The sequence below is a fragment of the Streptomyces sp. NPDC018026 genome (assembly GCF_044327745.1).
Taxonomy (GTDB): domain Bacteria; phylum Actinomycetota; class Actinomycetes; order Streptomycetales; family Streptomycetaceae; genus Streptomyces; species Streptomyces rubrogriseus.
This window is the reverse complement of the sequence record NZ_JBIRFY010000001.1, coordinates 678150-690893: the sequence shown is the minus strand read 5'-3', so window position 1 is coordinate 690893 and position 12744 is coordinate 678150. Positions and strand designations below refer to the sequence as shown.

Annotated in this window: 12 protein-coding genes; 7 read left to right on the top strand and 5 right to left on the bottom strand. The window is 73.3% G+C overall.

What is annotated here, in order from left to right; translation table 11 throughout:
• The first annotated feature begins 71 nt into the window (after positions 1 to 71).
• From ACH4D3_RS02840 to ACH4D3_RS02830, 3 genes are all read left to right on the top strand, one after another.
• Positions 72 to 836 carry a hypothetical protein gene (locus ACH4D3_RS02840; RefSeq protein ID WP_398315648.1) on the top strand — a complete coding sequence of 255 codons (765 nt, stop codon included), beginning with the start codon at positions 72 to 74 and terminating at the stop codon, positions 834 to 836.
• 484 nt (positions 837 to 1320) lie between these two features.
• Entirely contained in the window at positions 1321 to 2475 is a 1155-nt protein-coding gene (locus ACH4D3_RS02835) for an MFS transporter (RefSeq protein ID WP_398315646.1), read from the top strand.
• Positions 2476 to 2609: 134 nt separating this feature from the next.
• Positions 2610 to 3209 carry a TetR/AcrR family transcriptional regulator gene (locus ACH4D3_RS02830; RefSeq protein WP_398316616.1) on the top strand — a complete coding sequence of 200 codons (600 nt, stop codon included), beginning with the start codon at positions 2610 to 2612 and terminating at the stop codon, positions 3207 to 3209.
• 63 nt (positions 3210 to 3272) lie between these two features.
• Here the strand turns inward: ACH4D3_RS02830 and ACH4D3_RS02825 are convergent, their stop codons facing one another.
• Entirely contained in the window at positions 3273 to 3971 is a 699-nt protein-coding gene (locus ACH4D3_RS02825; RefSeq protein WP_398315644.1) for an alpha/beta hydrolase, read from the bottom strand.
• Positions 3972 to 4049: 78 nt separating this feature from the next.
• Between ACH4D3_RS02825 and ACH4D3_RS02820 the strand changes: the two genes are divergently transcribed.
• On the top strand, positions 4050 to 4634 hold the full coding sequence (locus ACH4D3_RS02820; RefSeq protein WP_398315642.1) for a TetR/AcrR family transcriptional regulator: 585 nt from the start codon (positions 4050 to 4052) through the stop codon (positions 4632 to 4634).
• A gap of 32 nt (positions 4635 to 4666) precedes the next feature.
• Here the strand turns inward: ACH4D3_RS02820 and ACH4D3_RS02815 are convergent, their stop codons facing one another.
• The 3 genes from ACH4D3_RS02815 to ACH4D3_RS02805 all read right to left on the bottom strand — a co-directional run bounded on the left by ACH4D3_RS02815 (position 4667) and on the right by ACH4D3_RS02805 (position 8550).
• Positions 4667 to 5752, bottom strand: coding sequence for a LacI family DNA-binding transcriptional regulator (locus tag ACH4D3_RS02815; RefSeq protein ID WP_398315640.1), 1086 nt, complete (start codon positions 5750 to 5752; stop codon positions 4667 to 4669).
• 142 nt (positions 5753 to 5894) lie between these two features.
• Positions 5895 to 7682, bottom strand: coding sequence for a glycoside hydrolase family 35 protein (locus ACH4D3_RS02810; protein ID WP_398315638.1), 1788 nt, complete (start codon positions 7680 to 7682; stop codon positions 5895 to 5897).
• A gap of 112 nt (positions 7683 to 7794) precedes the next feature.
• On the bottom strand, positions 7795 to 8550 hold the full coding sequence (locus tag ACH4D3_RS02805) for an SDR family NAD(P)-dependent oxidoreductase (protein WP_398315636.1): 756 nt from the start codon (positions 8548 to 8550) through the stop codon (positions 7795 to 7797).
• Between the two features lie 81 nt (positions 8551 to 8631).
• Between ACH4D3_RS02805 and ACH4D3_RS02800 the strand changes: the two genes are divergently transcribed.
• The 3 genes from ACH4D3_RS02800 to ACH4D3_RS02790 all read left to right on the top strand — a co-directional run bounded on the left by ACH4D3_RS02800 (position 8632) and on the right by ACH4D3_RS02790 (position 11199).
• Positions 8632 to 9105 (top strand): MarR family winged helix-turn-helix transcriptional regulator, encoded by a 474-nt coding sequence (locus ACH4D3_RS02800; RefSeq protein WP_398315634.1) that lies wholly within the window; start codon positions 8632 to 8634, stop codon positions 9103 to 9105.
• Between the two features lie 130 nt (positions 9106 to 9235).
• A complete protein-coding gene (locus tag ACH4D3_RS02795) occupies positions 9236 to 9916 on the top strand; it encodes a response regulator transcription factor (RefSeq protein ID WP_398315632.1) in 681 nt (226 codons plus the stop codon).
• Positions 9913 to 11199 carry a sensor histidine kinase gene (locus ACH4D3_RS02790; protein ID WP_398315630.1) on the top strand — a complete coding sequence of 429 codons (1287 nt, stop codon included), beginning with the start codon at positions 9913 to 9915 and terminating at the stop codon, positions 11197 to 11199. The genes ACH4D3_RS02795 and ACH4D3_RS02790 overlap by 4 nt, the downstream gene beginning before the upstream one ends.
• On the opposite strand, the gene hutH is transcribed toward ACH4D3_RS02790, so the two are convergent.
• Positions 11180 to 12715 (bottom strand): histidine ammonia-lyase, encoded by a 1536-nt coding sequence (gene hutH, locus ACH4D3_RS02785; protein WP_398315628.1) that lies wholly within the window; start codon positions 12713 to 12715, stop codon positions 11180 to 11182. The two genes, ACH4D3_RS02790 and hutH, sit on opposite strands and share 20 nt — an antisense overlap.
• Positions 12716 to 12744 lie beyond the last annotated feature (29 nt).

Sequence of the window (12744 nt, the reverse complement as noted above, 5' to 3'; positions counted from 1 at the left end):
CCCCGGGTGCGCCCGGGGGTACCGCGCCCCGTCGAACACGGGTACGCCGACGCCCGCTAGCATGCGCGCCCATGACTGACGACGTACTCAACATCGTCCTGGGTGTGGTCGCGGCGGGCATCAGCGCCACGCTGGGCTGGCTCGCCCGCACCTACCTGTGGAAGCGCAGGCTTCGGCGGAAGCAGGCGTTCTTCGGGCTGCCGGACAGCTCCGAGTCGCTGCTCGTCGTCAACCGGGACCCCGCCGCCACCGAACCGGCCGTCCACCGCTTCGACGTCTTCGCGCTGCTTGAGCTGTCCGCGTTGATCAAGGACTGCGGCGCGCACGCCCAGGTGGTGACCCAGGACATGGTGGGCCAGGGCTTCGGCGAGCGCACGGAGTTCTGTGTGGGCGGCCCCGGTTCGAACCGGCGGATGGTGGCGCACATGGCGGCCATGCTGCCGGGGGTGCGGGTCAACGTCGATCCGGAGCCGGGCCCCGACCGGGGCGCCTTCCAGATAGGCGCCGAGCGCTACCGCATGGACCCGGGTATCACCGAGTACGTCCTGCTGGCGAGGCTGACCGCCGGTGAAAGGCGGGAGACCCGGCCGGTGTTCCTGTTCTGCGGTCAGCGGGCGATCACCAATCAGGCCGCGACCCGCTATCTGGCCGGCAACCACGAGCGCCTCGCCCGCAAGCACGGCTCGAACTCCTTCGTGCTCCTGCTGAAGGTGATCAACTCGCAGGCGTACGGCCCCGATGTCGTCGAACTCGTCGGAGACGTGACCCGCACGGCAACCGCTCCCCTGCCCAAACCGGACCCGGCGACGTCCTCCCGCAACTCCCATCGGGCGTGAACGCGCAGCCTCCCCGTCGGTGACGCCCCCGGTTCGGCTCGGCGGCGAACCGGCCGCGTGCCGAACCGGCAGCCGGTGACCGAACTCGCCGCCCTGGACGGGTGGTAGACCCCGGCGCGCACGGCGAGGCGGTACGCGCGGCGTGAAGGATCCCCGGCCGAGGCGGCGTTGCCCGCCGTCACCGCGGAGTCCCGCGCTGCCGTACATCCGGCGGCCATTGAATAGACACACCGACTGGTCTAGTCTCTACATAGACGCAACGGTCAGTCTTGTCATGTGCGGGTGTCATTCCTGTACGCCCACCCGTACGTCGCATCTTCCAGCCGTTTCTCCTGGTGGTGCCCGCTCGGCCGCCCCGCGGCCGTCCGCACCGCCCCTTCCGCCCTTCCATCGCTCACGAGAGGCCACCGCAGTGGGGAACTCGACCATTCGTGCCGATGACCGGACCGGCTCGCCACCGACGGCACGTGGCGCCGGCCTCGCCGTGTTCAGCGTGGCCTTCGCCTTCTGGATCACCATGGCGGGCACCACCGCGCCCACCCCCCTCTACCCGCTCTACGGCGACGAGTTCGGCTTCACGCCGTTCACCGTGACCGTGGTCTTCGCCGTCTACGCGCTGGGCGTCGTCCTCGGGCTGTTGGTCTTCGGCCGGCTATCGGACCAGGTGGGTCGCCGGCCCGTACTGGTCGCCGCCACCCTGTTGTCCGTGGTGGCGGCGGTGGTGTTCCTGTTGGCCCAGAACGTCGCCGCCGTGATCGTCGCTCGGATCGTCTCCGGGTTCTCCGCGGCGCTGGTGACCGGCGCCGCGACGGCCTCGCTCACCGAGCGGCTCGGGCAGCGCAGTCGCGTCAAGCCGGCCACTGTCGCCCTGTTCGCGAACATGGGCGGGCTCGCGTGCGGCACCCTGCTGGCGGGCATCCTGGCGGACCTCGCGCCGTCCCCGCTGCGCACCCCCTGGATCGTCATGCTGGTCCTCGCCGCCGTCGCCGCCCTCGGCGCCCTGCTGAACGGCGAGAGCTCCACCCACCGGTCCGGTTTCTCCCTGCAGTTTCAGCCGCTGCACATTCCGGGCGAGATCCGGTCCGACTTCCTGCGGTCGGCGATGGCCGCGGGCGCCGGCTTCGCCGTGCTCGGCGTCCTGACCGCTGTGACGGGACTGTTCCTGGGCACGGTGCTGCACGAGTCCAGCCACACGCTGACCGGTCTCGTCGTCTTCATCGCCTTCGCGTGCACCGCGCTCGGCCAGCTCCTCGTCCGCACCCTCAAGCCCGGCACCGCCCTGCCCGTGGCCTGTCTGGGCCTGATCGTCGCGGCCGGCCTGATCGCCACCGCGATGGCCACCGGCACCCTGGCCCCGCTGCTCGTCGGGGCCACGGTCAACGGACTGGCCACGGGCATCGCGGTCGGCCACGGCATCGGCGGCATCACCACCCGCAGCGCCCCACAGCACCGCGGCGCGTCCGTGTCCACCTTCTTCGCCATCCTCTACTCCATGCTGGCGGTGCCCGCGATCGGCGTGGGCGTCCTGATCCGCGAGACCAGCCTGCGCCCCGCAGGCGAGACGTTCAGCGCGGTGGTCGCCGCACTCTCCCTCGGTGTGCTGCTCAGCCTGGTGCGGACGGGCCGCAGGGCCGCCTGATCGGGCGGCCACCGCGCCCGGTTCGCGGTGGACCCCGCTGTGTCAGAATCACGGCGACGGACACGACGCGAAGGGTTGACGGAGCCATCGGTACCACGCGGAGACCACAACCGGCGGGCGAGAAGACCACGGTCATCAGCCGGACCGGCCCCCACCGCAGCGAAAGCGCCCGGCTGGCCGTACTGAACGCCGCGGACGACCTCCTGGTGGAGCGGGGATTCGCCGGCCTGACCATCGAGGGCATCGCCCAGCGCGCCGGCGTGGCCAAGCAGACGATCTACCGCTGGTGGAAGTCGAAGGTCGACATCCTCCTCGACATCCTCGCCGACGACGCCCGCGAGGCCCTGGAGTGGCACGTGGACCCCGGCGTCGGTGCCGAGGACGCGCTCACCTCCCATCTGCGGCAGGTGGCCGACTTCTTCCAGGAGCCGGCCGGCGCGGTGCTGCAGGCCCTGCTCGGTCACGCCCAGCTGAACGACGACACCGCGGCGTCGCTGCGGACCGGATTCCTGCGGGAGCAGCGGGAGCGGGACGTCGCCGGGTTGCGTGAGCTCCTCGTTCGTGAGGAGCTCGTCGTCGACGACCGGGGCGTCGACCACCTCGTCGATGTCGCTCTCGGCCCGTTGTACTTCCGGGTGCTCGTGTTCCGTGCGCCCATCGACAGGGAACTGGTGGGCACCACGGCCCGGCTCACGCTCTCCCTGGCGCGCGAGTTGTCGGCCGGCAAGTCCTGATCACCGGCCGGTCCCGTCCGGCGCACATGGTGAGGGCCCCCGTCGCCTGCCCCGCGGTCGCGGTCACGGCAGGTGTCGGACGATGTCGGCGACGGCCTGCGGCTGCGACAGGAACGGGTGGTGGCCCGCTTCCACCTCGACGGTCTTGTCCGCACGGCGGGAGAATTCACGCTGCGCGGCCACGGGGGTCCCCCGGTCCTCGGTACACACCACGTACGTCGTGGCCACGTCGTGCCACGCCGCCGCCCGGACGGGCTGCTGCGTCACGGCCAGCGTCTGCCGGACCAGGCGGGCCACCGCGTCGCGGGCGACGTCCGGCGGGCAGTCCTGGGCGAACGTCTCGGCGAACAGCTCCGGCCGGGCGCCGAACGTGCCACCGTCGGGATCGAAGTCCAGGAACGGTGGCGGTACGTCGGCTCCGAACGTCGACAGGGACTCGCCGGGCTCGGGCAGATAGCTCGACACCAGCACCATGTGGCGCACCGCTGCCACGCCCGCGGCCGCCTCCGCGGCGACGATTCCGCCGTAGCTGTGCGCCACCACCACGACCGGCTCGTCCGACTCGGTGAGGACCGCGCGCACCGCCGCGACGTCCTCGGCCAGCCCGGGGCCCTGCGGACCGGCCGGCCGGTCGCCCTCGCCGCAGCTCGGCAGCGCCGGGGCGGCGCTGCCGACACCGTGCTTGCGCAGCTCCGAGGCCGCCAGGTGCCACCACCACGACCCGTCACGGACACAGGCCCCGTGCACGAACACAACGCGCATCTCTTCCTCCTTGATTCCGGGCACCAAGCCCTCCGGTCAACGGTAGACGTAGCTCCGGTTACGTGAAAAAGTGCGGCGATGGGTCGACACAAGCAGCCCGAGATCCGCGACCGAATCCTCGACGCCTGTGTCGACCACGCTCTCGTGCACGGGCTTCCCGACCGCCTTGAGCCGTTGGCGGCCGCCTCCGGCACGTCGGCCCGGATGCTCATCTACCACTTCGGGACCCGGGACGCGTTGCTGCGGGAGACCCTGCGACGGGCCCGGCGGCGTCAGCGCGACTTCTTCGGCGAACTGGTCTCCCCCCGGCCCGAGGAGCCCTACCCGAGCACGCTGCGACGCGCTTGGCGGGTCATGACCGGCCCGGCCGGCCGGCCCTACCTCACCATGTTCGGCAGGCTCCGCGAGGATGCCGGGCAGCAGTTGTGGCCGGACTTCCGCCGCGAGTCCACCACCGACTGGCTGCAGCCGTTCGAGGAGGGCATGCGCAGTATGGGCCGTCCCGAACTGGCGACGCTGGTACTGGCGGTCGTCCGCGGCCTCATCATGGACATCGAGACCACGGGTGAGGTGTCGAGAGCCGACCAGGCCTTCGAGGACTTTCTCGCCGCACTCGTCCTCGTCACCGGGACTCAGGCCCACGACGCCCGCGGCGAGTCCTGAGCGCCGTCTCCCGGGCGGCGCGCCGGTGGCGGTCAGGACCGGCGTGCCGCCGGGCGGTCGACCGCCGCCGTACTGGCGCGCACGACCAGCACGGGTTCGACGGAGGCCGGCTCGGGAGCCGCGTCCGGGTCCGCGATGTGCCGCAGCAGGTGGGCGACCGCGAGGGCGCCCATCTCGGCGAACGGCTGGGCCACCGTGGTCAGTGAGGGCGAGCAGTACTCGGCGAGCGCGATGTCGTCGACCCCGACGACGGAGATGTCCCGCGGCACCCTGCGGCCGAGTTCGTGCAGGGCCCGGATCACTCCGAAGGCCATCTCGTCGCCGGCCACGAACACCGCGGTGACGTCGGGGATCTTACCCAGGACCAGGCCGTTGCGGTATCCGGAGGCGGGTGTCCAGTCCCCCTCCAGCACCGGTGGCACGGACAGTCCCGCCTCCTGGAGGGTGTCGCGCCAGCCGGCGCGGCGACTGGCCGCGTCGAGCCATTCCCGGGGCCCCGACACGTGCCAGACGGTCTCGTGGCCCAACTCGATCAGGTGCCGGGTCGCCAGCCTTGCCGCCAGGGTCTGGTCGACGGCGACGATCTCGGTGGCCGGTGTCCGCGACCCGTCGACGGTGACGGTCGGCACCGAGCGGGTGAGCCGCTCGATCCCGGGGCTCACGTGCACCAGCGGCACCGAGAGGACGACCCCCTCGACGTCCTGCTCCGCCAGCCGGGACAGCGCGCTCTCGATCGCCGCGGTGTCCAGGGACGCCGTGGCGGCGGTACTGACCGCGTACCCGGCCTCGCGCGCCGCGGCCTCGATGCCGAAGAGGAGGTTCGCGCGTGCGTAGAAGGTGGTCCGCAGCGTGACGACGCCGATCGTTCGGCTGCGCCCCGAGGACAGCATCCGCGCCGCGTTGTTCTTGCGGTAGCCCAGCTCCTCGACCGCGGCGAGCACCTTGGCGCGGGTGGTGTGCTGGACGTGGGGATGGCCCGCCAGCGTACGGGAGACCGTCTGGGCGGAGACCCCGGCGAGCCGGGCCACGTCGGCCATGCCGGGCTGCCGGACAACACCGTCGTCGGCCGTCCGCCTGCTCGCGGGCGTCCTGCCGGCTGCCGGTGATTCCGATGACATCGCTCGCCTCTCCACGAGAACGGCGGCTCCGGCCGCCGTCGCGGGTCATTCGCAGGTAGTGGTCCCGCCTCGGAGTCTAGCCAGGGGCGGCCATTGGCAGCGATAACATCCTCTGCGCGGCGGCCGCCGTTGGTCCGGGGCGTCAGTCGAAGGTCTCGACGTACTCCTGCGACGGTCCGAGGTCGGGGCCCTCGCGCAGGGCGACACGGTCGCCGAGGCGTTCGAGTTCCAGCACGGTCAGGGTGTTGTCGCCGGGGCGCAGGAGCGGACCGGGCAGGTAGAGCGTGGTCTGGGGGCCGATCTCCCAGTAGCGGCCCAGCAGGGTGTCGTTGACCCAGAGGAAGCCCTTGGCGAACCCGGGCAGGGCGACGAAGGCGTCCGCGGGCTCGGCCACCGGCAGGACGGCAGTGGCGAACCCGGCCCGGCCGTCCCAGGGGGCGGCCGCCGCGGCGCGTGCCGTGTCCCGCCCCGTCCACGCATCGAGCGGCAGCGGACGCATCGTCCAGCCGTGCACCAGCCGGCGCTCCACCCGCACGCCGCCGAGGATGCCCTTGCCCTGGCCGAGCAGCGGACCGTAGTTGATCCGTCCCTGGTTCTCCACCAGCAGCGCCAGCCGGACCCGTGCTCCGGTGCCGGTGACGGTGAACGAGGCGCTCTCGCGGTCCAGTACGGCGACGGGCGTGTCGTCGAGGAAGACCTGGGCGCGGTCGTGCAGACCGGTGACGGTCACCTCGTGCTCCCCCGGCGGCAGCAGCGGCTCGGCCTCGTAGAGCACCAGGCCGGAGGCCAGGGACAGTTCCTCGAAACTCAGCGGCAGCGGTGCGGCCACGGGCTCGGCCGTCGCCCGCAGGGCGTCGAGCAGGGCCGCCTGCCCGACCACCGGCAGGTCGCGGGGTGCCAGCAGCGGTGGATCGGCGGGCAGCGGGCGCCGGGCCGCGGCGGCGTCGAGCGCGGTCAGCCTGTCCCGCAGGGCGAAGAACTTCGGGGTCAGGGCGCCGTTCTCGGCGATGGGTGCGTCCGAGTCGTAGCTGGTGACGGTCGGGCGGAGGGTGCCGCCCTCGTGGTTGGCGCCCGCCCACAGTGCGAAGTTGGTGCCGCCGTGCGCCATGTAGAGGCTCACGGAACCGCCCTCGTCGAGGATGCCGCCGAGGTCCTCGGCCGCGCTCCGGGCCGGCCGGACGTGGTGCTTGTCGCCCCAGTGGTCGAACCAGCCGTTCCAGAACTCGGCGCAGAAGAACGGCTCTCCGGGCCGGCGGGAGCGCAGCAGCGCCGCGGCCAGGTCGGGGCGTGAGCCGAAGGTCGCCGCGGCCAGTTCGCCGGGCAGGGCGCCGCCGTCCTGCATCAGCGGGGTCGGTCCGTCCGCGGTGTAGAGCAGTTCGGTGATGCCCCGGGCGACCAGGGCGTCCCGGATGTGGCGGACGTACGCCCGGTCGTCGCCGTAGCTGCCGTACTCGTTCTCGATCTGCACGGCCACCACCGGTCCGCCCCGCCCGGCCTGGAGTTCCGCGACCCGCGGGACGAGCGCGTCGAACCAGCGGTCGACCGCTTCGAGGTAGGGGCCGTGGGAGGCCCGCAGCCGCATGCCGGGGGTGCCGGTCAGCCAGGCGGGCAGACCGCCGTTGTCCCACTCGGCGCAGATGTAGGGACCCGGCCGCACGACGACGTCCAGTCCTTCTTCCTGGGCGAGGCGGATGAACCGGGCCAGGTCGCGCGGGCCGTCGAAGCGGATGTCGCCCGCGGTGCGCTCGTGGAAGTTCCAGGGGACGTAGGTGTCGACCGCGTTCAGGCCGAGTGCGGCCAGCCGCCGCAGCCGGTCGGCCCAGTGCCCGGGGTGGACCCGGAAGTAGTGCAGCGAGCCCGCCAGCAGGCGGTGCGGGCGCCCGTTGCGCAGGAGGGTGCCGTCGGCGTACGACAGGGTGGACCGCTTCACAGCTCCTCCTGGGCAGGGGGTGGCGCGGAGGACCGGGAACCGGGCCGGCCATCGGTAGCTGTGACTATGGCAGATGATGTTATCGATGCCAATCGCCGTGCGGCCGCCCCGGTCAGCGCAGCTTCACGGCCCCGCCGTCGGCCATCACGGTCTGCCCGGTCATGTACCGCGCGTCGTCGCCGGCCAGGAAGGCGACGATGGGGGCGACGTCGCGGTCCGGGTCGCCGAAGCGGCCCAGCGGCACCGAGGCGGCGGACTGCGCGTACTGCTCGGGACGGGCCTCGGCCCACTGGGCCACCCCGGCGGTCAGGGCCATCGGGCAGACGACGTTGACCCGGATGTTGTGCGGGGCCCATTCGTTGGCGGCCACTCGGCTCAGGCCGCGGATCGCCTCCTTCGCCGCGGCGTAGGAGGCCTGGTTGGGCTGACCGTTCAGACCGGCCCCGGAGCCGAAGTTGATGACGGAGGCGTTGCCGGACCTCTTCAGTTCGGGCAGCGCGGCGAGCATGAAGTTGCGGGTCGCGTACAGACCGGTGTCCATCGCGAGGTTCCAGTCGTCGTCCGTCTGCTCCTCGAACGGCTTCTGCCGCGACACGCTGGCGTTGTTCACCAGCACGTCGAGGGACCCGAACCGGTCGACGGCGGCGGCCACGGCCGCGTCGGCGACCTTCCGGTCACCGACGTCGCCGCGCAGGAAGAGCACGGCCTCACCGAGTTCGGCGGCGATGCGCCGCCCGGCCTCCTCCTGCAGGTCGACGACGACGACCCGGGCGCCGCGCTCGACGAAGATCCTGGTCACGGCGGAGCCGATCCCGGAGGCTCCCCCGGTGACGATGGCGGTCCTGCCCTGCAGTGTGCGTGCGTTCATGATGTCGGCCGTTCCTTTCCTGGCTATGATGTGCATGTTACATACACATGATGCCGGACGGCGGACGGGAGCACGGGGCACATGACGGAGCCGAGCGGGCGGAATCACCCCCTGAACGACCTGGAACGCGAGCTGACCCTGCTGTCGAGGCACTTCATCGCGTCCCGCGGCCCACGCATCGGCCAGAGCCTCGACCGGTCGGCCTACGTCCTGCTCACCCGGCTGGAGACGGGCGACCCCCTCACCCTCAGGGAACTGGCGCACACCTTCCAGGCCGACGTGTCCACCATCAACCGCCAGATGAGCAGCATGCTCCGGCAGGGCCTCGTGGAGCGCATCGACGCCACCACCAAGGGCGGCGCCCGCACCTTCCGGCCCACCCCGCTGGGCCTGGAGCGGCTGGCGGCCGACCGCGCCATCAGCCGGGCGGGAGCCGCGCGGCTGATCGACGCGGCGGGCTGGGACGAGGACCGCACCCAGCAGTTCCTCACCCTGATGGTCGAGTTCAACCACGGCATCGAGGAGCTCGAGGAGCGCGCCCGGAACCACCCCTGAACCGCCGGCCGCACCCCTCCGGGCCCCGCACCACACCCTCGCACCACACCCCACCACCACTCTCCAGCTTCGGGAACTTCCTTGTGCCACAGGGGCGTTGAGGCCGATGCGGGGCTGAAGAGGAGTGGACATGACACAGGAGCTCGCGCGGGATCCGTGGCGGCTGCTGCTGATCGAGGACGACCGGGAACTGGTCGTCATGCTTTCCGACGTACTGCGGGACGAGGGCTACGCGGTCGATGTGGCGACCGACGGCCAACGGGGTCTGCACCTGGGCCTCACCCGGCGCTACGACGTGTTCGTCGTCGACCGGCGGCTGCCGGTGCTGGACGGCCTCGACCTGCTGGGCCGGCTGCGCACCCGCGCGGTCCGCACCCCGGCACTGATGCTGACCGCGATGGGCACCCTGCACGACCGGGTCGACGGCCTGGACGCCGGCGCCGACGACTATCTGGTGAAGCCGTTCGAGCTGGACGAGCTGGGCGCCAGACTGCGGGCGCTGTGCCGGCGTTCCCTGGAGGGCGGTGACGTCCTGCGGATCGGTTCGGGGCGTCTGCACGTCGGGCGGCGCGAGGTGGAGACCGCGGACGGCGAGCGGATCGCGCTCGCCGCCCGGGAGTTCGCCCTGCTGTGGGTGCTCGCCTCGCACCCCGGCACCGTCCACACCCGGGCGGAGCTGCGCCGGCTGGTGTTCGAGGAGGCGCCCGCCTCCTCCATCGTCGACACCTACGTCTACTACCTGCGCCGCAAGCTCGGCCGGCAGGTGGTGCGCACGGTGCACGGACTGGGCTACCGCCTGGGGGCGTTGTGAGCGCCTCGGCGTCCGGGGAGCGCACGGCCGTCCGCCGGGCCCGGCTGCGCATCGGTGTACTGACCGGCGCGATCATCACCCTGCTGGTCACCGTCGTCGGCGGGGTCGCCGACACCGTCATGACGCGGGCGCAGAGCGACCAGGTGTGGCGGGAGCTGCGCTACGGCGCGGCGCGCGGCGACCTGTCCAGTCCGCCGGTGTGCACCTGGCTGTTCGCGCGCGGCGCGACGCCGTTGGCCAACGCCCCGGCGGGCTTCCCCGTGCAGACCGACATGCGGCGGGTCCGCCGGACCCACGAGGCGGTGGAACGCACGGTGCGACGCGACGACACCCGGTATCTGGTGCGTACGCAGGTCCGGGCGGACGGGACGGTCGTGCAGGCGGTGTTCGACCTGCGGTTCCAGCTGGCCGACCGCCGGCACCTGTGGTTCGCGCTGGGCGTCGCCGAGGTGGTGGGCCTGCTGGCCGCGGCCGTCACCGGGGTGGTCCTGGGGCGGCTCGCCGTGTCCCCGCTGGCCGAGGCGCTCACCCGGCAGCGCCGGTTCGTCACGGACGCCAGCCACGAACTGCGCACCCCGGTCACCCAGGTGTACACGCGGGCGCAGCTGCTGGCGCGGCAGGCGGCGGCGCAGGACCTGCCCGCCCGGCACCGCGAGGGTCTGACGCGGCTGGTCGGCTCGGCCGGCCGGCTGGGCGAGGTGCTGGACGACCTGCTGTTGTCGGCGAGCCTCGCGGCGGGCCCGGCGCGGCCTTCGGAGCACCGGCCGGTCGACCTGGCGGCGCTGGCCCGTGCGGTGGTCGCGGAGGAGGCGGACCGGGTGCGGGAGGGCGGTCTCACCGTCGTCGTGGACGGACCGCCGCGCCCGTTGTTCGTCGACGGGGTCGAGTCGGCGCTGCGCCGGGCCGTCGGGGAGCTGCTGTCCAACGCCGTCGGACACACCCCGCCGGGCGGGCGGATCGAGGTCGCCCTGGCCCGGGTGCGCGGGACGGTCACGCTGACCGTCGCGAACACCGGGAAGGGCTTCGACCCCGCCGAGGCGGAACGCCTCTTCGAACGGTTCCACCGGGGCGGTTCCACCGGCCGGTACGGGCTGGGGCTGGCGCTGCTGCGGGAGGTCGTCACCCACCACGGCGGTACGGTCGCCGCGACCGGACGCCCCGGACACGGCGCCCGGTTCACCATCCGGCTCCCGCTGGGCGGTCCCCCGGCCGTCTCCGTCCCGCCGCCCCGGGGCCGGGCGCCCCGACTCGTACCACGCCGGGTCAAGGCCGGACGTACCTGACCAGCAGGCGGGCGGCGGCCCGCACGTCCGAGTCCAGCGGGCGGTCCGGGTCGACCGGGGGGATCGCCTCGGCGAGAACGTCCAGGAGGTCCCCGCACCGGGCTGCGGTGGGGCGGCGGGCTCCGACGTGGGCGGCCTGGCGCAGGCCGAGGGCGAGCGAGGCGCACAGCAGGCCGAGCAGCTCGGCCGTGTCGTGGGCGCGCAGGGCCGCCTGGGTGCCGAACGGGACGACGTCCTGGTTGTGCAGGTTCGTCGGCAGGCTCTGCATGCCGGCCGGGGTCGCGGCGCGGCGCATCTCCGCCACGAGCGCGGTGGTGGCCAGCTGCACGCCCTGCAGACCGTGCTGCGCCCCGGGCTCGGTGGCGAGCATCGGCGGCAGCCCGCCGTTGCGGGCCGGGTCGACCAGGAGGTCCAGCTGGCGTTCGGCCAGGTTGCCGAGCTGGGCGGCGACGGAGGCGAGCAGGTCGGCGGCGAACGCGGCGGGCTGCCCGAAGAAGTTCCCGCCGTGCACGACCTTCCCCTCCCCCACGTCGTCGGTGCCGGAGCCCTGGCCGGGAGCGGGGAAGAACAGCGGGTTGTCGCTGACCCCGGCGAGGTCGGCGGCGACGACACCGTCGACGTGGCGCAGCGCGTCCTCGGCGGCGCCCAGCAGCTGCGGGGCGCAGCGGATGCTGTACGGCTCCTGCAGCGGCCGGGTGCCCGAGGGCGTGCCGCCCGCCAGGGTGCGCCGCATCCGGCCGCCCACCTCGACGGTGCCGGGGTGGCCGTAGGCCCGCAGCAGGTCGGCGTCGAGGAAACCGGTGTCGCAGCCGAGGAGGTCGGTCAGCAGGCAGCTGAGCGCGGTGAGCGAGCGGTGGGCGGCGCGCACGGCGTCGAGGGCCAGCGCGGTGGCCGCGGTGGTGACGGAGGTGCCGTTGACCAGGGCGAGCGCGTCGCGTCCGTCGAGGGCGAGGGGGTGCAGTCCGGCGGCGGTCAGCGCGTCGCCGGCCGGCATCCGGTCGCCGTCCAGGTAGGCGTGGCCCCGGCCGCGCAGGGCCTGGGTGGCGTAGGCGAGCGGGATGAGGTCGCCGCTCGCGCCGACGGAGCCGTAGCGGGGGACGGCGGGGGCGAAGGTGGTGGCGAACATCGCCGCGAGCCGGTCGACCACCTCGGCCGACACCCCCGAGAGCCCCTGGGCGAGGGAGCGGGTGCGCAGCAGCAGGGCGGCGCGGACGATCCCGGGCGCGAGGTCCGGTCCCTGGCCCGCGCCGAGGTGCGCCAGGGTGTTGTCGCACTGGTCGGCGTCGTCGGTCCGGCCGGCGTAGCCGACGAGAGCGCCGAAGCCGGTGTCGGCGCCGTAGATCCGGCGGTCCGCGCCGCCGGGTCCGTGCCGCAGCGCGTGGAAGAGGCGGCGCCCGCGTTCGAGGCGTGCGCGGGCCTCCTCGTCCACCGTGACGGTGAGGGGCAGCGCCGCGCGGCGCAGGGCGGCGAGGTCCAGGGGGCCGGTGAGCGGGACGGTGTCCGTGGGTGTGAGCACACCGGGGAACGTAGGCCGCGGATCTCAGA